Genomic DNA, 22,972 nt, shown 5'->3' with positions numbered 1-22,972 from the left:
AAACCCATGAAAAAGCTAATTATTTATGACAAAAGCTGCCCGATGTGTAGGTTATATACGAAGGGCATGATGGCAGCTGATCATAGCGGTAACATGAACCGAATAAGTAGTTCTCAACTCACGCAGGATATACTAAATCGTTTAGATACCCAACGCGCCAGGCATGAAATTCCGTTAGTAGACCTGGACGGGGGTGAAACAATCTACGGCGTCGACACCTGGGCTTATGCCTTTGGAAAGCAGAATAAACAGATTGAGCAGTTGTTGTCACTTACATGGTTGAAAGCTATTCTGCAAAAAGTATATGCGTTTATCTCCTACAACCGGCGAATCATTGTCACATCAGCACCTGGCCGTTGGAATCTGCTTGACCTTCAACCGGATTTTAGACTCAGTTACCGACTGATCTTCATTCTATTTGTTTTCGGGCTCGTTGGTCTGCTTTTCTCCTCTGCTTACTTCCCTATTTGGCTGCCATCGGTCTTAGCGTTACTCGTAGCGCAGTTAACGATTGCTTGCCTTTATGTCCTCCATCAACATAGAGACAGCTTTCTGCAATCTATCCTGGATTACACCGGCCACTTGGGCATGAGCCTGCTATTAGGTGGATTGATTAGCGCCGTCGGTATAAGTACTGACTGGACTGCACTGATTCCAGTCGGCTATGCACTAACCATCAGTCAGCATTTCATCCGCACCTATCGGCTCGGCATGAGCCCTTGGCTGAGTGCCAGTTTCACCGCTCTTTATCTTTTGATTGTACAGGTATGAACAGTATTCGTAAAATTGTTCTCGCTGGCGGGTCAGGCTTCCTGGGCCAAGCTTTGATCGACTATTGGGAAGCCCAGCCCGTTCCCATTGACCTTGTCGTGCTCTCACGCCAAGCCTATACTAATCATGGACGTGTTCGTTATATAGCTTGGGATGGAGAAACGGTAGGTCCCTGGAGCATTGAACTCGACGGGGCTGATGTACTCATCAATCTAGCTGGTAAGTCGGTCGATTGTCGGTATACAGAACCGAACAAACGGCTCATTATAGAGTCACGTATCAAGTCTACGACAGTCCTGGGCGAAGCGATCAGGCAGGTTGCTAATCCACCAGAAGTCTGGATAAACTTAGCCTCAGCAACCATCTATCGCCATTCGCTTGATCGGCCAATGGATGAAGCAACCGGCGAATCAGGAAGCCCGCAGCTATCCTACCGCTTTTCGGAACAAGTTTGTCAGGCGTGGGAACAAGCGTTTTTTGGTGCCCAACTTCCCGCTACGGTTCGGCGGGTCGCTCTCCGAACATCGCTGGTGCTCGGCCAGCAAGGCGGTGTATTTCCGGTACTACGTCGTCTGGTACGACTAGGTCAAGGCGGTCAGCAGGGTTCCGGCCAACAGGTTGTAAGCTGGCTCCATATCGATGATTTTATCCGGATAGTTGATTTCGTGATAACGGATATGGCAATAGCAGGTCCTGTCAATGCTACCGCTCCGAATCCTATTCGCAACCGAGCCTTCATGGCTCTGCTTCGGCGAGCAACAGGCGTATGGATAGGTTTACCCGCTACAGCCTGGATGCTCGAAATTGGAGCCTTTTTCCTTCGAACGGAGACCGAGCTAGTGCTTAAAAGCCGCAACGTTATCCCCCAACGCTTGCTGGATGCAGGCTTTAGTTTTAAGTTTCCAAGGGCTGAGGAAACAGTCAATACGTTAGTGGCATCGTAGTTATGGCTTCAAAAAATCTACTACTGCCTTAGCAAATTCGGGAGTCCGCATGGCTCCGCCGTGATCGCCGGGTACAACGACCAACCGAGAGCCAGGGATAGCGTCGACCAAGGTTTGCGGATCGCCGTTGTCGTTATCCTTATCGCCATTGATAACCAGCACGGGTATTTTAATTTTAGCTAATTCAGCCTTACTTGTAACCGGTTGAAATTCCTGCAAACGCGCCAGCACGACCATGTCGGCTCCGCTTTTTTGCGCATTGTCGACTGCAGGTTGTAGTTCCGGATGGCTACCGGGTTTTGTCAACGCTTCGTAGAAATTTTTACGGCGAATCCAGTTCGGATCGGAGAAGTCGACGCTGATACCACCCATTACCGCCCGACGAACCTGTTTGTCGAGCGTCAGCAGTTTAGCGGTCAGGATAGCTCCCCGCGAGTACCCAACCACGTCGTAGTTTGTCAGGCCCAGGTGCTTCATCAAAGCCATTACGTCTTTTAGCTCCGCGTTATCCGCATACGCTTTGGCTTCATGCGGCCTGTCAGACTGGCCATTACCCCGTAAATCGAGCGTAACGACTTTAAAACCAGCATCGGCTAACGCTTGACGTACCGAAGCCCGCTTCCAGCTTTCCCCGTTTGTAATGAATCCGTGGAGCAGCACAACGGGCTTCCCTTCGCCGATTACATCATAGTGAATTTTAGTCCCATCAAAAGAGGTAAACAACGGTTCACGGCTGGCTTGTGCAAACGATAGGAGCGGCAACAGCAAAAGAGCAACGAGTCGAAGTAGTTTCATGAAGCAATATAAACGATCGAACAAAGAATGGTAGCCGAATAAGCTTAACCTTTCGTCATTCTACCGAGTTAAGTTATAAACTACAGATCCTCAACCAATATGGAAACGGCAATAACAGATGCAATAGCAAAGGATAATACGGAATTAATTGGTTCACGCGTCGAACGAATTGATCCCGATAATTTCCGCAATCAACCTAACCGTGGCGACGGACCGGTTGCCATGGAAGACGGCGACGCCGATCGTGGCGACGGATCGCTCGAAACCGAAGACGACGGTGTATCCGATGAGCCCGTCGATGAAGATGGCGACCCAACCGGCGAACACGACCATCATCAGGATGATAACTATGCGTTGGGCGGCCACGTAACCCGTTCGGGCAGTGTCTAAACAATATTCAACTCAGCAGTACAATGAACTCAACAAACAATCAGGAGTATAATCCGGCAGAAGACGAAAACCAGGGCGTACTAACGAAACTGGCGCAGGGTCAGGAAGCCAACAATGGCGTTTCGCAAATTGAATACATGAACCCCGTGACCAACCAGGGGCCGGAGCCGATCAAAGAAGAAGTAAATGATTCGGACAGTGACTCGAACGGCGTAAACGACGACCTAACGGCCGAAGAAGACGTTGAGGCAGGTGATGTGGAAGTAGACAACGAAACCGACGAATGAGTGCCAATCAACTCGCTCAGCTTGTTATTCGCATTGGCTTAGGTATCAATATGCTCATGCATGGCCTAGTCCGGATACCAAAGCTCAACGCGTTTGTTACAAAAATGTCAGCCGGATTTGCGGCTACAATTTTACCGGAGCTGGTAACGAAAGCGTTCCTGTACGTACTGCCCTTTGCTGAATTTATCACCGGCCTTCTGATCCTGCTGGGCGGCCGTTTCGGCAAAATTGGCTATGCGCTCGGCGGACTGATTATAGGCGCACTGCTGTTTGGTACAACATTGAAAGAGGACTGGGCTGGCGCGGCTAACCAACTGATTTACGTCATTGCTTTCTACCTGGCACTACGCGGTTTAGACGACAACAATCGCCGGTGGTGATATTTGTTGAGTACGTATTCCAACGGTTTTCGGCAAGGCAGAGTCAATACAGGAAACCAATTGAGTACATCCAATGAAGTCAACGTTGTTTATTGCCACTATTCTTACAGGCAGTCTAGTTGCGCTTTCGAGCTGCAACCAGGAAAGTAATCCAAATGTGCCGGAACCCATTCAAACCGGCGTAATCTACCAGACCAATTTTCAGCAAAACAGCGATGGCTGGGAGGCTGATTACAGCGATTATCATACCCAGATAGGCGACATTCGGTTCGAATCGAAGTGGACAGGGCTGCCCGCGCCCTTAGATGGTGCCCGTAAGTCGATCATGCTATCGAGCATGAACCGTAGCGATGATGTGTTTATGTTCATGAAAAAGAAGCTGACCGGCTTACGTCCTAATTCCGACTACAAATTGGTGTTCGACGTAGAACTCGCTTCTTCGTACGCCGACAACTCGGTAGGTATCGGTGGTTCGCCCGGAGGCAGTGTGTTTCTGAAGGCGGGCGCTACGTCCGTTGAGCCGAAGAAGGAGTTGAAGGACGATTATTACGGCATGAACATCGACAAAGGAAGTCAGTCGGAAGGCGGACGTAATGCGGTGCTCTTAGGCACTGTCGGCGCTGGTGAGGACGTAACGGATTACAAACTCATCACGCGCAGCAATGCCGAAGCTCCGCTCACCGCGCGCACCAACGACAAAGGCGAACTCTGGCTGATTGTCGGCACCGACTCTGGCTACGAAGGGCTTACCACCTTGTACTACAGCAATGTTAAGGTAACAGCGAAGTAGAAGATGGTTTACCACGAGAACAAGGCTGTCACACAACGTGACAGCCTTGTTCGTTCTATTACTCAGGGCAATTTGATAGTTGAGTTACCTGACTTCGACCTTGTGTATAGTTAAGCAACCAGCAATTATTATAAATATCGCTGTATACAATTCGAAAATGGTAGGAAGAGTCCTGAATAATCTCGAGCAAGGTGTTAGCGACCTGTTCACTCTTAGCAACCTTACCCAGAATAATTTGGCCATCGTTTTTGATTACGTCGCCCGACGTTACACTACCATTGTATAGGTCTAAGGAAAGTCCTTGTCCTTTGGGATATGCCCGTACAGCCCGGTTAATCTGTTCTCTCATCAGTTGGGCAGCATCTGTATACGCTTTCCCTTTATACGTTATCTGAACAGATTTGATAATAGCAGGCCCTACTCCGTTGTTTATTGTAGCCCATTGAAACTCATCAGCCGCTTTGGTAAAGTCTGCCTCCAAATGTGGCCACACCGATGCTTGCTGCTGCTCGCGAGCGATCTTAGTCTGGACAATAGATACGATCAGTGCGGCTAAGCTTAAGAACGTAGCCGAGATCCCTAGAAGTAGTTCGGTATTGAAACGTCGTCGAGAAGCAGCCATACGTAAGAGTATGAATTACTCGAAATAACGGAAAGTTTCCGATATTTGTCCAGCCTGCCCGGAACGTACCCATCCGGCCGATTGTTAAATTTATACTGCAACGGTGCTTATTAACTGCGCACGCAACCGACCATGACTAAGGACGAGGCAATTTTAGAAAGTATTACCAATTCCGAATATAAATACGGATTTGAGACGCTGATTGAAGCTGATGAAGCTCCGGCTGGTCTTGATGAAGACACTGTTCGTTTCATTTCCGCCAAAAAGAATGAACCTGAATGGCTGCTCGAAAGCCGCCTGAAAGCATTCCGGTTATGGCAGGAAATGACGGAACCCCACTGGCCAAATGTCAAGTACCCTAAGATTGACTATCAAGCCATTAAGTATTATTCGGCTCCAAAACAGAAGAAAACAGTAGGCAGTCTCGATGAGATTGACCCTGAACTGCTTGATACGTTCAACAAGCTAGGTATCTCATTAAGCGAACAGAAACGGTTGGCGGGTGTGATTGACGAGCCAGAAGGTGAACGCCCACGCGTTGCTGTCGACGCCGTTATGGACTCCGTATCGGTAGCCACTACGTTTAAGAAGGATCTGGCCGAACGCGGCATTATCTTCTGCTCGATGTCGGAGGCTGTGCATGAACACCCTGAGCTGGTTAAGAAGTACCTCGGCTCGGTTGTTCCGGCCAAAGACAATTACTTTGCCGCGCTTAACGCGGCTGTGTTCTCCGATGGCTCATTCTGCTACATTCCAAAGGGTGTTCGCTGCCCAATGGAACTGTCGACCTACTTCCGTATCAACGCGGCTGGAACCGGCCAGTTTGAGCGGACGCTCATCATTGCCGACGAAGGCTCGTACGTCAGCTACCTCGAAGGTTGTACGGCTCCGATGCGCGATGAGAATCAGCTCCACGCAGCCGTGGTTGAGTTAGTGGCTCATGCCGATGCAGAGATCAAATACTCGACAGTACAGAACTGGTATCCCGGCGACAAAGAAGGCCGTGGCGGTATTTACAATTTCGTGACCAAACGCGGCATCTGCGACGGCCCGAATTCCAAAATCTCGTGGACGCAAGTCGAAACCGGATCCGCTATTACGTGGAAATATCCTTCGGTTATCCTGAAAGGTGATAACTCGATTGGTGAGTTCTATTCGGTGGCTGTCACTAACAACATGCAGCAGGCGGATACGGGTACTAAGATGGTTCACATTGGTAAAAACACCAAGAGCCGGATTGTCTCGAAAGGTATCTCGGCCGGTAAAAGCCAAAACTCGTACCGGGGTCTGGTGCAGGTCCTGAAACGTGCTGAGAATGCCCGCAACTACTCGCAATGTGACTCACTGTTGTTAGGCGATAAGTGTGGTGCACATACCTTCCCGTATCTGGAAGTAAATAACCCGTCGGCTACGGTTGAGCACGAAGCTACGACCTCTAAGATCGGCGAAGATCAGTTATTCTACTGCAACCAGCGTGGTATCCCAACGGAACAGGCCGTAGCGCTGATTATCAACGGGTACGCCAAAGAAGTCCTGAACCAGCTCCCCATGGAGTTCGCTGTTGAAGCCCAGAAACTGCTGGCCATCAGCCTGGAAGGTTCTGTTGGTTAAGTATGACTCAAAATTCTGATTATATTGAAGCCCCTGCGAAAACGTAGGGGCTTTTTATTAGGGCGCTATGGGTAATATGGTCAGAAGCTTACCACAAATACCTTCTCTTGCAACAGAATACATTGATTGCCTTGTAACGGAAACTGTTATTCATACTGCCATTCCAGACTGGTATGGAGCAAACATGTTTAAACAGTCAACCGAAGATCAACTCTTCGACACATATCGTGACCGCTATTTATATTATGAAGAGTTTTGGAGGCAACATTTGGCTGATTACAATCCTGAAGAGATATTGCTTAATTCTTGGTACTGGTATAGAGTATTGAATAAATACGCAGAAGATAAGGCAGGCAAAGAACTAGGCGATTGGCGTGAAGTTGAGATGAAATATTTTCTAGATTACTTATCTTGGAACGAAGATAATATACCCCTATTTAGAGACATAATATTAAAAACTAGGTCGGTGTATGAAGTTTGGGGGGAGTGGATTGACAGTTATGGTTTTACTTAAAAAGTTATGTGTTATGACAGCCGCCGAAGAGAAAATTAAAGTGATCGAAAAAATACTCGAAACAGACGATGCCTTGTTACTGCGTGAGATAGCTAGTCTGTTACACACGCCTGCCCTAACGGATTATGCAAACCCGCCCATGAGCCGCGACGCTTTTATGGCAAAAATTGAGCGGGCTGAACACGCTTATCAAAACGGCGCGGTAACCGATCATGAAGACGTTAAACGCCTGATCGCCACGTGGAGCAAAAAGTGAGCATTACGTGGACCAATCCATCGCTGGAAGACCTACAAAACATTTACGACTTTTACGCTGGTCATTCGCCAGCACTAGCCGACCGGATCGTCAGCCATATTATCGGTCGGGTCGATTTGTTAAAGCAAGGCTTTCTGGAGATTGGCCAAGTTGAACCGCTTTTAGCGAATCACCCCGGAAAGCCACGTTATTTGCTGGAAGGTTATCACAAAATCATCTATCGGATTATTGACCCAACGCACGTACTCATTTTAACTGTCTTCGATGTTCGACAAGACCCCAATCGGTTAACAGAGCGATTCGAAGAGCCCTAATCTATTCTCATGAAAAAGTTTGAATATCGTGTTTTGGACGTTGCCGCCAGTGGATTCTGGGGTGGCGATATTGACTCTCAAATGCTAACAGACAAGTTGAATGAACTTGGTCGGGATGGTTGGGAGGTCATTTCGGCTGTAGATACAGCAGTATACGGTGGTGGCTCCAAAGGCTTGATTATCATGCTTAAGCGAGAGATAGCGTAAGCTCTCTTTCAGCTATTGTCTGAACGCAAAGCGGTCCTGTTACATGTAACAGGACCGCTTTGCGTTCAATAAGACTACCAACACGTTTCTTTCGGTGAATCGCAGTTGACAAGGATCCTCGAGTTAATACTGCTCGTACTCAAACGTAGTCGTTACGTCCAGTGCCGCATTACCCTGGACATTTCTGACTACTTTCTTAATCAGCAACCCAGCGGCATTATACGTATTGATAATGTTGCTGGCCACCTCGTTATTTTTGTTGTAAACGGCAGCGTCTGGTCCGCCGGTAATCAACTTATAAAATGGGTTCGGTTTATCATCGTACTGAAATCCGTTCAGACTGACGTTATACCGGTTGGTGCCTTTGTTTCCGCTTCGGATCGAATTAACAATGTTTTCCTTCTCGTACGTATACTGCTGAATTTCCTGGTCTGAACCACGAACGATGGTAACGCTGGTTGGCGTAGCGGCCGCGCCATACTGGAGTTTGTACGTTTCAACGAGTGTGTAGTTACCCGACCTATTCTCGTCCTGATACAGGGCGGCTGAAGTAATAGTACCACTTCCATCGAACGCATACGTAACACGCGTCAGGGCGTAGGCTGGTGCAGCAGGCTGCTTCTCAGCACTGGCTAATTGTCCCTGGGCGTTATACTGCATAATGGTCGTCTGGCCGGGCGTATTTTCGGCAGCGCTGCTGGTATCTACCCGCGACACGTAACTTGCTAATCGTTTGCCACTTGAATACGTGTATACCGTCGACGAGTAAGCGCCTTTCGACTGGGATACCACTTTTTTCAACCGGAATCCTGACTCCTGGCCCTGCAACATGCGGTGGTCCTGGCAGGCGGTAAATGCAATACAAACGGTCAAAATGCTGAGCCAGCTAAGTACATGAAGTCGCATAAATTGAATAATTAACGAAAGATTTCTAGCGTAAAACTAGTACCCGTCTACTTTATACTGCAAAAACGCTTCCAACACTATACAGGAAGGCTACTTATCAACGAAAAGCCAGTCTATAAATTACTCGCAATCAAGGAGAATTAGCCCACTGCCAGACAAGCTTAACTTATTGTAAGGAATAAGGTTTATCAATAAAACCCACCTTGCGATCAGGCTACTTTTTTCGTAAATTAGCCTGATTAGACAGGGCCGCACAGGCAGCGCTACGAATGAACTTTACATTAACTTCAGAATTTCAACCTACCGGCGATCAGCCCGCAGCCATCGACAAGTTAATCGGTGGCCTTAAAGAAGGCGAACCAGCGCAGGTGCTTTTAGGCGTAACGGGCAGCGGGAAAACCTTTACGGTTGCCAACGTTATTGCTCAACTGAACCGGCCAACACTTGTGTTAAGCCACAACAAAACGCTGGCCGCTCAGCTCTACGGCGAATTCAAGCAGTTTTTCCCAGATAATGCCGTTGAGTACTTCATCAGCTATTACGATTACTACCAGCCAGAGGCTTATATAGCCACCACGAACACCTACATCGAGAAAGACCTGGCCATCAACGAAGAGATCGATAAGCTGCGCCTATCGGCCACTTCGGCCCTGATGAGCGGTCGACGCGACGTAATCGTGGTCGCGTCGGTGTCCTGCATCTATGGCATGGGAAATCCCGAAGAGTTCAAGCGGAATGTGGTTCGGATTGGCGTTGGTGAGCGGATGAGTCGCAATCAGTTCCTGCACCAGCTCGTCAGCATTCTCTACAGTCGAACTGAGGGCGAGTTTCAGCGGGGTACGTTCCGGGTAAAGGGTGATACAGTTGATCTGTACGTTGCCTACGCTGATTTTGCGTACCGGGTTATCTTCTTTGGCGATGAGATTGAAACCATCCAGCGTATCGATCCGTCGACGGGTAAGAAAATCTCGAATGAAAGCCTCGTGACCATCTTCCCGGCTAATCTTTTCGTTACGGGTCGCGATACGCTGAACAACGCCATGTACGAGATTCAGGACGATCTGGTATCTCAAATACGTTATTTTGAGTCCGAATTTCGCGAGCAGGAAGCGACACGGATTCGCGAACGGACTGAGTTCGACCTCGAAATGATGCGTGAATTGGGGTACTGCTCCGGCATCGAGAACTATTCCCGCTACTTCGATCGGCGCCAGCCGGGTCAGCGGCCGTTCTGTCTGCTCGATTATTTCCCGGATGACTATTTGTTGGTGGTCGATGAAAGCCACGTAACAATTCCGCAGATTCGCGCGATGTGGGGCGGTGACCGTTCCCGCAAAACGGCGCTCGTCGACTATGGTTTCCGGCTCCCATCGGCCATGGATAATCGGCCACTTACCTTCCAGGAGTTTGAAGATTTATCCGGCCAGACGATCTACGTATCAGCGACCCCATCGGATTACGAACTCCGCAAAGCAGAAGGTGTGGTCGTTGAGCAGTTGATTCGGCCGACGGGTCTGCTTGATCCCGAAATTGAGGTTCGGCCCAGTCTTAACCAGATTGACGACCTCCTAGAGTCGATCGACGCCCGGATCAAAGCGAACGAACGCGTACTGGTCACTACGTTAACCAAACGGATGGCCGAAGAACTAACCAAGTATCTGGAGCGGGTGGGCGTTAAAACGCGATATATACACTCAGAAGTCAAAACGCTCGATCGGGTCGAGATTCTGCGGGATCTGCGCCTGGGCAACTTCGATGTTCTGGTGGGAGTTAACCTCCTGCGCGAAGGTCTTGACTTACCCGAAGTGTCGCTTGTAGCCATTATGGATGCTGACAAAGAAGGCTTTTTGCGCGACATTCGATCCTTGATCCAGACGATTGGCCGGGCGGCACGTAACGCCAATGGGAAGGTAATCATGTACGCCGATACCATTACGGGTTCCATGCAGAAAGCCATCGACGAAACCAATCGTCGCCGGGCCATCCAGATGGAATACAATACAGATCATGGCATTGTGCCGCAGACCGTACTGAAATCACGCGAGGCCATTATGGGTCAGACGAAAGTCGCCGACTCGAAGCCGAAACACGTATACATCGAACCCGAAGAGATACGTATTGCCGCCGATCCGGTGGTCAGGTATATGGGTAAGAATGATCTGGAGAAGGTCATCAACGAAACGCAGGCGAAGATGGAACGGGCCGCCAAAGAACTCGACTTCCTGGAAGCAGCGCGACTACGTGATGAGTTATTTCAACTACGTGACAAGCTCAAGAAGGAAACAGCGTAAGAACGAATGATCTTTGTAACGGTTGGGGAAAGCTCCCAAGCCGTCTTTGAGGTGATGCGGTTTGGCTGTGTCACCTCATTGTATTTTATACCGACCCACCTTTCCGATTCGTACCAGAACCAATCGGAAGTCAGCATTTTAGTACGTAATGGCTAATAGAAACGGACAAGTTGTCAATTCTTTCTAACTTACAGACCATCAGTTCCAAACCACCCGAACTACCATGAAACGTATTTTTATCATCATTGGCAGCATCGCGGCTGTATTGCTTATTGCTTTTTTCGTGCTGCGCAGCCTAACCAAGTCCAACAGTCCTGAGTCCATTGCAGAAATCGACCAAAACGGCTTCCACGTAAAGGTCGACTATTGCCAGCCTTACAAGAAAGGTCGTAAGATTTTCGGTGGCTTGGTGCCGTACGGCCAGGTATGGCGGACCGGAGCCAATGAGGCCACTGTGATCGAATTCAATCAGGACGTAGCGGTAGCTGGTCAGCCCTTAGACAAAGGTGAGTACTCGCTCTGGACCATTCCGTCGGAACAGGGTTGGATTGCGATTTTTAACCGTGAAACCGGGCAATGGGGTACAAATTATGATCAGACCAAGGACGTACTGCGCGTCCCCATTGTATCACGCAAGCACAGCCCCCCAGCCGAACAGTTTTACATCACCTTCGTACCCGCTTCAAACGGTACGGATATGGTGCTTGCCTGGGATGAGACCGAAGCAATCGTGCCCATACAAAAGCGGTAACATCTATTTTCGATACGCGTCAATTCTAGCGGCAAGCCTTTATTACCGATGAAAGCTTGTCGCTATGAATTTTAGCGCATCGGGCAGACCGGTCCGCCAGTACGACCACGTATGACCACCATCCCGAACGCGGTATTCGTGCGGAATTTTCCGGTTCAAAAGCGCCAGATGCAACATAGCGTTCCCTACCGTCAGGGCGTCGTCATCGCCACAATCAATCCACCAGCGTACCTTCATCAGATCACCTTCGGGCGCAGATCTGGCCAACGTAATGGGGCTATTTCGTTTCCAGGTCAGGGTCAGTCGGTCTTCGCCTTTAGCTGGGCCGCTAAATACGGGTGCGAAAACGGTATTATAGCGCTCATCGGGAATCTCTTTAAAGCTTTCGTCGGTGCGGATACCGGCGCTGAGAGCCGCACAGGCACTGAACAATTCGGGATGATGCATGGCCAGCGTTAACGACCCAGATCCACCCATCGACAGACCCGCCACAGCCCGATACTCGCGTTGGGTACGCGTACGAAACATCGAATCAATGTGGGGAATCAGTTCCTGCACAAACATATCCTCGTACCGGACTTTATTCTGGTAATCGTTGATGTACCAGGATGCTCCGGCGTTTGGCATGACGATGATCATCGGCGGCAGTTCTCCCGATTTAATTTTCTCATCAGTAATACGGTCGGCCTCGCCAAACTGTATCCAGCCCGTTTCATCATCGCCGTAACCGTGCAGCAAATAAACCACCGGATAACGTCGGTTTGATGTGTAATAATCAGGGGGGAGAAAAATCGAATATTTAACGGCCCGGTTCAACAGCGAACTGTTCAGCACCAGACTCTCCAGTAAACGTGCCTGCGGAGCGGCCACCACGGGAACGGGGCCAGAAGTTTGTGGAGCTGTTAGCTGCGCCCGCCGACGTGACTGAGCCGGGGCTACTATTACGCAGATAATCAACAATATACAGAAAAGTACAGTACGTACAACCATGACTTTAGGGGATGGCGGTTAAATTTAGGCGAAATTTAAGCGCAGTTGTTCGGAACTGCCCTGATCACAACCGGCTCGTTCATTGGCTAACGTAGCGTGTGTTCTAGTAGATAACGTAACTAACCCATCCCTTCATGCATACCCGCCTGCTTGTCTCGTTGTTTCTGATTGGCTTTCTGGTGCAACAAGCTGAAGCACAGCAAACTCTACCCGACTGGGAAGACCCGCAGATTCTTAGCCGGAATACCGAAAAACCGCACGCTACGTTAATTCCTTTCCCGACCGAACAGCAGGCCCTATCCGCCCCCGACTGGCGCACGTCGCCTTATGTGAAACTGCTGAACGGCATCTGGAAATTCAAGTGGGTGAAGCATCCCAGCCAGATTCCGTCCGACTTTTACCAGCCGACACTGAACGATAAAACTTGGGACGATTTGCCCGTACCGTCCAACTGGCAAGTAGTCGGTGCCCGCGAGGGCAGGCCCTACGATCGCCCGATCTTCACAAATATCAAGCATCCGTTTCCAGCTACGCCCCCGCGCATTACGTCCGATACGAACGCCGTTGGTTTGTACCGGCTGCCATTTACAGTTCCGGGTAATTTTCAGGACCGTGAGGTGTTTCTGCACTTTGCGGGCGTTCAGTCCACATGCCGGGTATTCCTGAATGGTGAGTTTATCGGCTACCACGAAGACGGCATGACACCCGCTGAATTTCGCATTACCGATAAACTAAAACCGAACGGAAACCTGCTCGCCGTCGAGGTCATTAACTGGTCGGATGGCAGCTACCTCGAAGACCAGGATTTTTGGCGCATCTCCGGCATTTTCCGGGACGTGTTGCTCTACGCTACGCCCAAAACGTACCTCCGCGATGTATACGTAGTAACCGACTTAGACGATCAGTACCGGGACGCCACGCTCAAAATTACAGCGAACGTTCGAAACCTGGCTCCGTCGGGTCAGCAAGCGCCCTATAAGCTTAAATTTACGCTGTATGACCCCAAAAAGACGCTTGTTTTTTCGGAAGTCGTTACGTCTGAAAACGCGACCGATGCGGGTCAGGAAGCCATTTTGCGGCTACGAAAAGACGTCAAATCGCCGGCACTCTGGAACGCCGAGTTGCCCGCGCTGTATACGTTAACCGCTCAGCTTATTAGCGCGGATGGTCAGGTAAGCGAAGCGGTGGCTCAGCGGATTGGCTTCCGGGAGATGACTATCACGGAGGGTCAGCTGCTGGTGAACGGCCGACCTGTTACGTACAAAGGCGTCAACCGGCACGAGTTCGATCCTAACACGGGGCGCGTCATCAGTCGGGAGGCCATGATTCAGGACATCAAGCTGATGAAGCAACACAACATCAACGCCGTACGCACCTCGCACTACCCGAACGTAACGGATTGGTACGACCTCTGCGATGAATATGGCTTGTACGTGATCGACGAAGCGAATATCGAAAGCCACGAGCTTTGGAATAAAGGGCAAACCCCGGCGGCTAGACCCGAATGGCGCGATGCGTTCGTCGCCCGCGGCCGGGCCATGGTCGAACGGGACAAGAACCACCCATCCATCGTTATCTGGTCGCTCGGCAACGAAACCGACATGGGACAAAATTTCCGGGACATGGCCGATATTATGCGGCTCATCGACCCAACGCGACCGATTCATTACGAAGGCCGTCGCCCCTATACCGGTACGTCTTTGAGCAATTTCGATATTATCTCGACTATGTACCCATCGGTCGACGATATGATTAAGCTTATGGAGAAAGACCCAAGTCGACCCGTCATCGTTTGCGAATACGCCCACGCCATGGGCAACAGTGTAGGCAATCTGAAAGACTACTGGGCGGCCATTGACAAGTACCCACGGTTACAGGGTGGCTTCATCTGGGATTGGGTCGATCAGGGCCTACGACTACGTAACAAAGCCGGCAAAGAGTATACTGCCCACATTAATTACATCGATGGGGCCAATGCAGGCGATGGGCTGGTCAACCTTGATCGTACACCGCAGCCGGAAATCAACGAAGTGAAGCTAGTGTATCAGTACGTGAAACTTACTACACCAACAGCGCTGTCAGCAGGTAATCCAGTTAAATTGAACGTTCGGAATACCTACGACTTTCAGACGCTGGAGCCATACCGACTTGAGTGGAGTTTAGTCCGCAACGGCGAGGTGGTGCAGCAGGGTGGCGAAAACAACCTGGTTGCTAAACCCGGACAGACGCAGGTCGTGACCCTGCCGGTGAAATTCCCAGAGGTTATTGAGCCCAATAGCGAGTATTTTCTTAACGTCAGCATCCGGCTGAAACAGGCCACTAGCTGGGCTCCGGTGGCTCATGAAGTGGCATCAGGCCAGTTTCCGGTGCGTGTTACGTCGCCAACGTTGCCTATCATGGGCATGAACCGCATTCCAGTCGTGAAAGCCACCACGTCGCCAACCAACGTAACGGTACGTGGTAAGGACTTCGCCCTTGTCTTCGACAAAGCGACCGGGTCTCTCAGCCAATGGATCGTTCGGGGAAAGAACCTCTTGGCCAAAGGTCTACAGCCCAGTATCTGGCGCGTACCGACCGACAATGACGAGGGCGGAGGTAACCGGTCGTTCGCAGCCCGCTGGCGTCGGGCTGGTTTAGACACCGCCAAAGCCAGGCCGATTGACCTGAAGGTCGAGCCTAGTCCCCACCTGGTCCGTATTACGTGTCTAAACGAACTGGTCGGTGACGGTGGGCGAATCCAGCAGCAAACCGACTACATCGTGTACGGCACCGGCGACCTACAGGTTTCGACCACCTATACCCCATCGGGTACGCTGCCTCCGCTGGCCAGAGTGGGCATGCAGTTTCAACTGCCACCTACCTTCACAAATCTGAAATGGTATGGCCGAGGGCCGTTTGAAAGCTATGCCGATCGCAAAGAAGCGGCTAAGGTAGGTTTATACGAGAGCAAAGTAGCCGACCAGTATTTTCCGTATACGATGGCGCAGGAGAACGGCAACAAAACAGATGTTCGATGGGCCGAACTGACCGATGCAAGTGGCGTCGGCCTGCTCATCATGAGCGACCAGTCGACAGACGGCTCGCTGCTCAATCTAAACGCACGGGATTACACGGACGAAACCCTGCTACGCGCTAAGCAACCCGACACGCAGGAGCTAGAGCGCGGTAACGTAACGGTAGTTAATGTCGACATGGCACAGATGGGCCTGGGGGGTGACGATAGCTGGACACCCAGAGTGCATGCCGAGTATCAGTTACCAGCCACAAAACCGTACCGCTATTCCTTTCGGCTGCGCCCGGTTGATTCCCGAACGAATATCGTGGGCGTGATCGGTCTTTCCCTGCCCCGATGACTGCGCCTACGCGCCAGAGAGACCTAGTAGGGATACGTAGTGCTTACGTAAACATCCCTTTTACACATATCAACGAAAACAAGTAGCAGAAGTCTTTCTCAATAACCATATTTACAATCTGATACCATCGCCCAGGATTATTTAAACTCATGAAAGGCCCCTTATTATTTTTATTCGCGTTATCGCTGCTTTGCTCCGTTGAAGGCTATAGCCAGAAAGATACGCTGGCAAACAAACCGCTGATTAAGAACAGCGACATGGAGCAAGTGCCCGGAACCGACTGGAATTTTGTCGTCCACAATAGCAAAACGCCTAATCCAAACGATTATAAATTCAGCCACTCTACGGAAGCTGCGGCCTCAGGTACGCACTCGATTAAGCTTAACTGTGCGACGATTAAAGACACCCTGGCCAACTGCTTTGTCTACCAAAGCTTTTCATCAGCCCCCATTCCCGTGGGCGCTAAGGTTACCCTGAAAGCCAAAGTAAAAACGGCGGATGTCAAAGGGAAAGGTGTAACCGTTACGCTCCGCGGAGACAAAATCATTGACGGGCGGGGCAATGCGGTGCTCTTTATTAGTACCGACGGCAAAACTCCGATTACGGGCACTAGTGATTTTAAAGAGTATAGTATCGTGCTGGACAAATACACGGGCAACACCGATTACATGGCCGTCATTTTGTCTTACCTGCCCGGAACCACCGGAACGGCGTATTTCGACGACGTAACGCTAGTGATCAATTAGGCAATTCGACCTTTCCGAAAGGCGTTGGCTATGACCCATTAACGCAACTATGTAACCGTATTGACACCTCCATTACAGTAACGGACAAATCAGGAGCCGCGAAGTATTCTATCAAATAAAAGGGGAGCAGCTTGCGGATGCAGCTAGAAAACCCCTATTTTCGGCCTTATACTAACCCAATGTTCAAACCTACCCTACCTGCTGTATGGCCAAATTGATTATCGTGGACGACGAAAAACCCATTCGTGCGGCTCTACGCGATATCTTGGAGTATGAAGGCTACGATGTGGACGAAGCGAAAGACGGCGAAGAGGGTCTTGAGATGATTATGCGCACGGGGTACGACGTAGCCCTCTGCGACATCAAGATGCCGAAACTGAACGGATTGGAGTTGCTGCAGAAGGCGAACGAAGCCAGCAAAACCACTCAGTTTGTGATGATTTCGGCCTTTGGTAACGTCGAAAATGCGGTTGAAGCCACAAAACGGGGTGCCTTCGATTTCATTACCAAACCACCAGATCTCAACCGCCTGCTCATCACGGTTCGAAATGCTATTGAAAAAGCGAAACTGGTTCAGGAAACCAAAACGCTTAAAAAGCGAATCTATAAACTCAATGAGATCGTCGGCGAATCCGAACCGATTCGCAAGGTAAAGGACACCATCAACCGCGTAGCGGCTACCGAAGCCCGCGTGCTGATCACCGGCCCGAACGGTTCGGGGAAAGAGATGGTGGCGAAACAGATTCACGAGAAAGGTAGCCGGGCCACCATGCCACTGGTCGAGGTGAACTGCGCGGCTATCCCAAGCGAGTTGATTGAGAGCGAACTATTTGGCCATGAGAAAGGCGCTTTTACCGGAGCAGCCGCCAAGCGGGTGGGTAAATTCGAGCAGGCCGACGGTGGTACGTTATTCCTCGATGAGATCGGTGATATGAGTTTATCCGCGCAGGCCAAAGTGTTACGTGCGTTGCAGGAAAACAAAATTACCCGCGTCGGGGGTGACAAAGAGATCAAGGTGAACGTACGGGTAATTGCCGCGACGAACAAAGACCTTCGGCAGGAAATCATCAACGGTAACTTCCGCGAAGACTTATTCCACCGCCTGAGTGTGATTATGATTCACGTGCCGCCCCTCGCCGAACGCCGGTCCGACATTACCTTATTGGCCGATAAGTTTTTGCAGGACATCGCCACTGAATACGGATCGACCGCGAAGGAGCTTACGCCCGATGCCATGAACTACCTCCAGTCGTTACCCTGGACGGGTAACGTGCGTGAGCTTCGGAACGTCATCGAGCGCCTGGTCATTATGTGTGGTGATGAAATCTCGTTCGAGGACGTAAAATCGTACGCATAGCTGGTAAGGAGCGGGGAGTTAGTAGCGAGAAGAGAGAAGGCTGACGCCAATGATTTATTCTCACGTCTCGCTACTAACTCCTCGCTCCTCTTTTTCACAGTACCATCAGATTGCAGCCTCTGACATCAGAATTGTCGAATCGGCCAATTACCCTGAATTGTCCGTCGGTGCCAACGTATTGACCCAGGTCCTGGGTTTCAATGAATGCGCATGAATCCAGATTAGCCAGGTCTATTACGTTAATGCCGCCTGTACGCGGGTAGTCATCCGGATACAGCAGGAACGGGTCGTTGATGTCGCGCAGAAAAATACGTAACGTCGGACTCGGCTGAAACACCCCCTCCCCCGTGGAATAGGCTTGTGAAAGCAACTCAGTCATTCCGTATTCGGAATGAATAGCCTTCACGCCTAACTGACGCATCAGAAGTTCATGCACCTCTTCGCGAAGCAGCTCTTTACGCCGGCCTTTCATCCCGCCGGTTTCCATAACGATTAAATTGGGTAGATCGCCCAGGAACGACAAACGCCGGGCCGATTCAGCCCAATCCAGCAAACCAAACGTAACACCGATTAGCAGAATCTGTTTTGCGGGCTCTTTCGTTTGATGATTCGGTTCGGCCAACTGCTCCAGGCGGTCGGTCAGTTCATCGAAATTATTCAGAAAAAATCCCGACAAATTCGAGTCAGACCGAGCTATAAATCGCTGAACCATATACACCAGCGACGAGTTATTTCGTTCAAGATACGACGGTAGTAACGCCAGAATGTGGAAGTTGCGTAAAGAGCCGTAGGTTTGCTCAAAGATTCGGGTACTTACGGCATCGTAAAGAAGCGGATCGGGCACAAGATGGCGGCTGGTCTGCTCACCGGTAGTACCGCTGCTGGCAAACGTCAAAGTATCTGCTATTGGAGCATCGCTGGCCGTGAATCCGGCCAATATGGTGTGTTTTTTAAAGAAGCCAATCGGCATGAACGGTACCCGACGCAGGTCCGTAACCTGTTCTGGCTGAACGCCTAAGTACCGAACGTAATCGCGATAAACGGGGTTATACGTCGCCTGATACCGAAATACAGCCAACGCCAGTGATGCGAAGCTACTGGCCTCGACGCTTAAAATTTGTTGACGAAGGGATTGCCGAAGGGAAGTCGCTTCGTTGGAGAGTGATAATGAAACAGACAAAGTAACAAAAGCGATTATTGCACAACGAGTACAACAGTATGCGACGGCAACTAATTCAACCGTATCTCTTTACATTGGGCGTAGCCCTGACCATGTCGGCCTGCTTCAACGAGCCTAACTACTCTAATACCCCCGAGATCAGTTTTAGAAGCATGTTTAAATACACGCTTGAAGCGCAGCGGGGCGTTGGCCGTGGCAAGCGCGACTCGGTTGTTGTTACCATCGGGTTTAAAGATGGCGACGGTAACCTGGGCAACAACATTCCTATCGCTCGGGAAGACTCCATCAGATATAAACAGAACGGCGGCTGGGGCAACTATGAGATCAAAACGTTCCGGCTTATCAACCGACAGTTTGTTGAGTTTGTCTCACCCGAGCTACTAACCCTGTTTTTCCCTGATCTGACCAAAGGAAAACCCAAAGGTGCCATTGAGGGCTCGCTGGATTTCAACCAGACGTTCCTGTACGGTTCGTCTTCTCAGTTCTACCCGGTAAAGTTCCAGATCCGGATTCGTGACCGCGACCTGAACACCAGCAATGTGGTCGAAACGGATACAATCAGCCTTCCCTTCCCGCGGTAACTGATAACTTCTGAGAGAAAGCCTGGTCTGATCGGCCAGGCTTTTTTAGTCGCTGTTCAGCACAATCCGGAAAGTGGTTCCTTTGCCGACTTCGGAATGCTTCACGTAGAGTCGACCGTCATGGTACTCCTCAACGATACGTTTAGCCAGGGTTAAGCCAAGTCCCCAACCCCTTTTTTTGGTGCTGAACCCCGGCGAAAACACCTTTTGCAGGTTCTTCTTCGAGATTCCCTTTCCGGTATCCGTAATGTCGATGGCCACCTCCTGATGCGGCAGCGGCACCATATTTAGCCGTAGCTCGCCCGTCCCTTTCATGGCATCAACGGCGTTTTTACAGATGTTTTCAATCACCCATTCAAACAGTAGCTTATTGATTTTAACGAGTTGATTAGGCGGCAGTTGGCTATTTAGCGTCATTTTCACCTTCGTGGAGATTCGCCGGGATAGATAATCAGTGAACTGCTGAACGACCTCGTTCAGATTCTCTTCTTTCAACGTAGGAATAGAGCCTATGCTCGAAAAACGCGCCGTAATGGTCTCTAGGCGACGTACGTCCTTTTCAATTTCGTCGGTTATCGACTGATCGTACTGCGCTGGATCAGAGCGCATGTACTCCACCCACGCCATCAGCGACGACATAGGCGTGCCCAACTGGTGAGCCGTTTCTTTAGCTAAGCCGACCCAAACGCGATTCTGCTCGGCCCGTCGGGATGAGCTAAAGGCCAGATAAGCCAGCACACCCAGAGCCGTCAGGATCGTCAGTAAGACATACGGAAAGTACGTTAACTGGCGTAACAGATTCGAATTACTATAGTATACCAGCCCCCGTTCGCCATTACCCAGTTCCACCACGACTGGGGGGTGTTTCTTTTTCATCTCCACAATCTTCTGCCGCCAGAAGTCCTGTTTCTCCTTGTCGGAAAAATGGCCGGGTGTATTCAGATTAACCTGCATGGATATATACCCGTCTGGGTCGACGTAAATGGCCGGAATCGTTTTGTTTGCCTCCAGAATTTCGCTGGTCACAAAGTTCATATCCCCGGCATTCGTATGGCTGGTATCGCTGGCGTAGGCAATCGCCCTTGTGTATAACTGCACGTACTGATATTCACGATCTTCCAGCTTGTTAATCAGGCGATTCGTGTACAGTAGCGAACCCGTACCCACCAGCAGTAGATTCAGGGCCACAATAATTTTGAGAATGTTGTTCTGACTATAAATGTCAAATGACTTTAGCATGGCGCGGGGCTCTGATCAGCAAAATCAGGGTTTACGAACGTGATGACTGATCGGAAAGCGGTTTAGAATCAACCTCGATACGTGGTCTCCGTTCAGAAAATTCACTTCTTTTATTCGGTTGTTAGCCAGGTACTGCGTACAGGTAGTTAACGAAAAAATACGGCTGATTGTACAAAAAAGAACCACTGACAAAGCACTTGTGTTCTATCTGTAAATTGGATTGTAGCAAGAAGTTTACTAGTTATTTATATAGTTTCTAAATAACTACCCCGTTTATACAGTGCATTTTCATCTACGACGATTGTGCTGTAAATTTGCGAAGGCCAATAGCCAATTAGTGTGATTCGGACCAATGCTAGATACATTTAAATCAATTAGTTTATCGCACAAAACGGCCCCTCTTCGGGTACGTGAACTAATTGCACTTAACGAAGACGAAGCGAAGCGGCTGATGCTTCGGCTGCGGGATTTCTTCGGGCTGACGGACTTGCTCGTCATCTCGACCTGCAACCGTACGGAGGTGTATTACGCTTTTGAACAAGACATTAACGCTGATATTGCCCGCCTGTTACTCATCGAGAAAGGGCTTCTGGATACCGACAATTACCTGCCTTATTTTCAATTTTTCGGAGCGCACGAGGAGGCCGTTCGGCATTTGTTTGAAGTATGCGTTGGGTTGCATTCGCAGGTAGTAGGCGATATGCAGATACCGAATCAGGTAAAGCAGTCCTACCAATGGTCGGCGGATCTGGAAATGGCCGGACCGTTCCTGCATCGGCTGATGCACACGATCTTTTTCACCAACAAGCGGGTTGCTCAGGAAACCGCCTTTCGGGACGGAGCCGCTTCGGTTTCGTACGCGTCTGTAGAATTGATTGACGAACTGGTTGGCGCCAATCAGCACCCCAATATACTGGTTATCGGCTTAGGTGAAATTGGAGCCGATGTGTGCAAAAATCTGGCTGATCGCGATGGGCAGAATATTACGCTTTGCAACCGCACGCAGGCGAAATCCGAAGCACTGGCCGAACAGTACGGATTCCGGGTGGCGGATTTTGCGAACCTAACCGACGAAATTCAACGGGCCGACGTCATCATTTCGTCGGTCATGCGCGACGAGCCGCTTATCACGCCGAGCTTATTGCGAGACATTAACGTACTGACGTATAAATATTTCATTGATTTGTCGGTGCCACGTAGCGTCGATGCTGCGGTTGAGCAGATTCCGGGTGTACTGGTTTACAATATCGACCACATCCGGAACCGCGCCGACGAAGCGTTGAATCAACGGCTGGCCGCTATTCCGCAGGTTGAAGCCATTATCAGCCAATCGGTAGCCGAGTTCGGCGACTGGTCGAAGGAAATGGTGGTATCACCGACCATCAACAAGCTGAAGAATGCCTTAGAGCAAATTCGTCGCGATGAGATTGCCCGTCACCTGAAGCATCTGACACCCGATGAATCAGAGAAAGTAGACAAGATCACGCGGGGCATCATGCAAAAGATTATCAAGCTTCCCGTTTTGCAGTTGAAAGCCGCTTGTAAACGCGGTGAAGCCGAGACCCTGATCGATGTCCTGAATGATTTATTTGATTTAGAGAAACAAACCGCCGAAGAACCTAAGCGCGTTTAACAACAGATAGATCTAATGCAAAACTCCCGGATTGGCAACGATTTGGGAGTTTTTCGTTGTTATA

General features: G+C 50.1%; 24 protein-coding genes. 18 read left to right on the top strand and 6 right to left on the bottom strand.

What is annotated here, in order from left to right:
• Window positions 1-6: 6 nt before the first annotated feature.
• Together ACYVIY_RS01865 and ACYVIY_RS01860 are read left to right on the top strand one after the other, a co-directional pair.
• Window positions 7-771 carry a thiol-disulfide oxidoreductase DCC family protein gene (locus ACYVIY_RS01865; protein WP_460974548.1) on the top strand — a complete coding sequence of 255 codons (765 nt, stop codon included), beginning with the start codon at window positions 7-9 and terminating at the stop codon, window positions 769-771.
• Window positions 768-1,715 carry a TIGR01777 family oxidoreductase gene (locus ACYVIY_RS01860; protein ID WP_460974547.1) on the top strand — a complete coding sequence of 316 codons (948 nt, stop codon included), beginning with the start codon at window positions 768-770 and terminating at the stop codon, window positions 1,713-1,715. The genes ACYVIY_RS01865 and ACYVIY_RS01860 overlap by 4 nt, the downstream gene beginning before the upstream one ends.
• On the opposite strand, the gene ACYVIY_RS01855 is transcribed toward ACYVIY_RS01860, so the two are convergent.
• A complete protein-coding gene (locus ACYVIY_RS01855) occupies window positions 1,716-2,510 on the bottom strand; it encodes an alpha/beta fold hydrolase (protein WP_460974546.1) in 795 nt (264 codons plus the stop codon). It abuts the gene before it with no gap.
• A gap of 99 nt (window positions 2,511-2,609) precedes the next feature.
• Here ACYVIY_RS01855 and ACYVIY_RS01850 point away from each other — a divergent pair, with 99 nt between their 5' ends.
• From ACYVIY_RS01850 to ACYVIY_RS01835, 4 genes are all read left to right on the top strand, one after another.
• Window positions 2,610-2,900, top strand: coding sequence for a hypothetical protein (locus ACYVIY_RS01850; protein ID WP_460974545.1), 291 nt, complete (start codon window positions 2,610-2,612; stop codon window positions 2,898-2,900).
• Window positions 2,901-2,923: 23 nt separating this feature from the next.
• The gene (locus ACYVIY_RS01845) at window positions 2,924-3,187 is read left to right on the top strand and encodes a hypothetical protein (RefSeq protein WP_460974544.1); all 264 of its coding nucleotides are present in this window, start codon (window positions 2,924-2,926) and stop codon (window positions 3,185-3,187) included.
• On the top strand, window positions 3,184-3,567 hold the full coding sequence (locus ACYVIY_RS01840; protein WP_460974543.1) for a DoxX family protein: 384 nt from the start codon (window positions 3,184-3,186) through the stop codon (window positions 3,565-3,567). Before ACYVIY_RS01845 ends, ACYVIY_RS01840 begins: the two co-directional genes overlap by 4 nt.
• A gap of 73 nt (window positions 3,568-3,640) precedes the next feature.
• Window positions 3,641-4,357, top strand: a complete 717-nt coding sequence (locus tag ACYVIY_RS01835; protein WP_460974542.1) for a hypothetical protein — start codon at window positions 3,641-3,643, stop codon at window positions 4,355-4,357.
• A gap of 58 nt (window positions 4,358-4,415) precedes the next feature.
• Here the strand turns inward: ACYVIY_RS01835 and ACYVIY_RS01830 are convergent, their stop codons facing one another.
• Entirely contained in the window at window positions 4,416-4,979 is a 564-nt protein-coding gene (locus ACYVIY_RS01830) for a hypothetical protein (RefSeq protein WP_460974541.1), read from the bottom strand.
• A gap of 132 nt (window positions 4,980-5,111) precedes the next feature.
• Here ACYVIY_RS01830 and sufB point away from each other — a divergent pair, with 132 nt between their 5' ends.
• The 5 genes from sufB to ACYVIY_RS01805 all read left to right on the top strand — a co-directional run bounded on the left by sufB (window position 5,112) and on the right by ACYVIY_RS01805 (window position 7,881).
• The gene (gene sufB, locus ACYVIY_RS01825) at window positions 5,112-6,590 is read left to right on the top strand and encodes a Fe-S cluster assembly protein SufB (RefSeq protein WP_460974540.1); all 1,479 of its coding nucleotides are present in this window, start codon (window positions 5,112-5,114) and stop codon (window positions 6,588-6,590) included.
• 67 nt (window positions 6,591-6,657) lie between these two features.
• The gene (locus tag ACYVIY_RS01820) at window positions 6,658-7,104 is read left to right on the top strand and encodes a hypothetical protein (protein ID WP_460974539.1); all 447 of its coding nucleotides are present in this window, start codon (window positions 6,658-6,660) and stop codon (window positions 7,102-7,104) included.
• 13 nt (window positions 7,105-7,117) lie between these two features.
• Window positions 7,118-7,360 carry a hypothetical protein gene (locus ACYVIY_RS01815; RefSeq protein WP_460974538.1) on the top strand — a complete coding sequence of 81 codons (243 nt, stop codon included), beginning with the start codon at window positions 7,118-7,120 and terminating at the stop codon, window positions 7,358-7,360.
• Window positions 7,345-7,674, top strand: a complete 330-nt coding sequence (locus ACYVIY_RS01810) for a type II toxin-antitoxin system RelE/ParE family toxin (RefSeq protein ID WP_460974537.1) — start codon at window positions 7,345-7,347, stop codon at window positions 7,672-7,674. The genes ACYVIY_RS01815 and ACYVIY_RS01810 overlap by 16 nt, the downstream gene beginning before the upstream one ends.
• 9 nt (window positions 7,675-7,683) lie before the next feature.
• Complete coding sequence (locus ACYVIY_RS01805) at window positions 7,684-7,881, top strand: DUF4177 domain-containing protein (protein ID WP_460974536.1); 198 nt, start codon at window positions 7,684-7,686, stop codon at window positions 7,879-7,881.
• A gap of 123 nt (window positions 7,882-8,004) precedes the next feature.
• On the opposite strand, the gene ACYVIY_RS01800 is transcribed toward ACYVIY_RS01805, so the two are convergent.
• The gene (locus ACYVIY_RS01800) at window positions 8,005-8,787 is read right to left on the bottom strand and encodes a hypothetical protein (protein WP_460974535.1); all 783 of its coding nucleotides are present in this window, start codon (window positions 8,785-8,787) and stop codon (window positions 8,005-8,007) included.
• Window positions 8,788-9,056: 269 nt separating this feature from the next.
• On the opposite strand from ACYVIY_RS01800, the gene uvrB reads away from it, so the two are divergent.
• Window positions 9,057-11,078: an excinuclease ABC subunit UvrB gene (uvrB, locus tag ACYVIY_RS01795; protein WP_460974534.1), complete on the top strand. Its 2,022-nt coding sequence runs from the start codon at window positions 9,057-9,059 to the stop codon at window positions 11,076-11,078.
• Window positions 11,079-11,301: 223 nt separating this feature from the next.
• The gene (locus ACYVIY_RS01790) at window positions 11,302-11,829 is read left to right on the top strand and encodes a DUF2911 domain-containing protein (protein WP_460974533.1); all 528 of its coding nucleotides are present in this window, start codon (window positions 11,302-11,304) and stop codon (window positions 11,827-11,829) included.
• A 42-nt stretch (window positions 11,830-11,871) separates the two neighbouring features.
• On the opposite strand, the gene ACYVIY_RS01785 is transcribed toward ACYVIY_RS01790, so the two are convergent.
• A complete protein-coding gene (locus ACYVIY_RS01785; protein WP_460974532.1) occupies window positions 11,872-12,819 on the bottom strand; it encodes an alpha/beta hydrolase in 948 nt (315 codons plus the stop codon).
• A gap of 134 nt (window positions 12,820-12,953) precedes the next feature.
• On the opposite strand from ACYVIY_RS01785, the gene lacZ reads away from it, so the two are divergent.
• From lacZ to ACYVIY_RS01770, 3 genes are all read left to right on the top strand, one after another.
• On the top strand, window positions 12,954-16,172 hold the full coding sequence (gene lacZ / locus ACYVIY_RS01780) for a beta-galactosidase, LacZ type (RefSeq protein WP_460974531.1): 3,219 nt from the start codon (window positions 12,954-12,956) through the stop codon (window positions 16,170-16,172).
• Between the two features lie 149 nt (window positions 16,173-16,321).
• Entirely contained in the window at window positions 16,322-16,918 is a 597-nt protein-coding gene (locus ACYVIY_RS01775; RefSeq protein ID WP_460974530.1) for a hypothetical protein, read from the top strand.
• A gap of 205 nt (window positions 16,919-17,123) precedes the next feature.
• Window positions 17,124-18,275: a sigma-54-dependent transcriptional regulator gene (locus tag ACYVIY_RS01770; protein WP_460974529.1), complete on the top strand. Its 1,152-nt coding sequence runs from the start codon at window positions 17,124-17,126 to the stop codon at window positions 18,273-18,275.
• 94 nt (window positions 18,276-18,369) lie between these two features.
• On the opposite strand, the gene ACYVIY_RS01765 is transcribed toward ACYVIY_RS01770, so the two are convergent.
• Window positions 18,370-19,455 carry a LuxE/PaaK family acyltransferase gene (locus tag ACYVIY_RS01765; RefSeq protein WP_460974528.1) on the bottom strand — a complete coding sequence of 362 codons (1,086 nt, stop codon included), beginning with the start codon at window positions 19,453-19,455 and terminating at the stop codon, window positions 18,370-18,372.
• Between the two features lie 38 nt (window positions 19,456-19,493).
• Between ACYVIY_RS01765 and ACYVIY_RS01760 the strand changes: the two genes are divergently transcribed.
• Window positions 19,494-20,036 (top strand): hypothetical protein, encoded by a 543-nt coding sequence (locus ACYVIY_RS01760; RefSeq protein WP_460974527.1) that lies wholly within the window; start codon window positions 19,494-19,496, stop codon window positions 20,034-20,036.
• Window positions 20,037-20,081: 45 nt separating this feature from the next.
• Here the strand turns inward: ACYVIY_RS01760 and ACYVIY_RS01755 are convergent, their stop codons facing one another.
• Complete coding sequence (locus ACYVIY_RS01755; RefSeq protein WP_460974526.1) at window positions 20,082-21,275, bottom strand: sensor histidine kinase; 1,194 nt, start codon at window positions 21,273-21,275, stop codon at window positions 20,082-20,084.
• Between the two features lie 352 nt (window positions 21,276-21,627).
• On the opposite strand from ACYVIY_RS01755, the gene hemA reads away from it, so the two are divergent.
• Window positions 21,628-22,908 (top strand): glutamyl-tRNA reductase, encoded by a 1,281-nt coding sequence (gene hemA / locus ACYVIY_RS01750; RefSeq protein ID WP_460974525.1) that lies wholly within the window; start codon window positions 21,628-21,630, stop codon window positions 22,906-22,908.
• The last annotated feature ends 64 nt before the right edge of the window (window positions 22,909-22,972 follow it).

The sequence above is a fragment of the Spirosoma knui genome (genome assembly GCF_054780635.1).
Note: the sequence above shows the minus strand (reverse complement) of the source record. Positions and strands in the feature narration are given on the sequence as shown.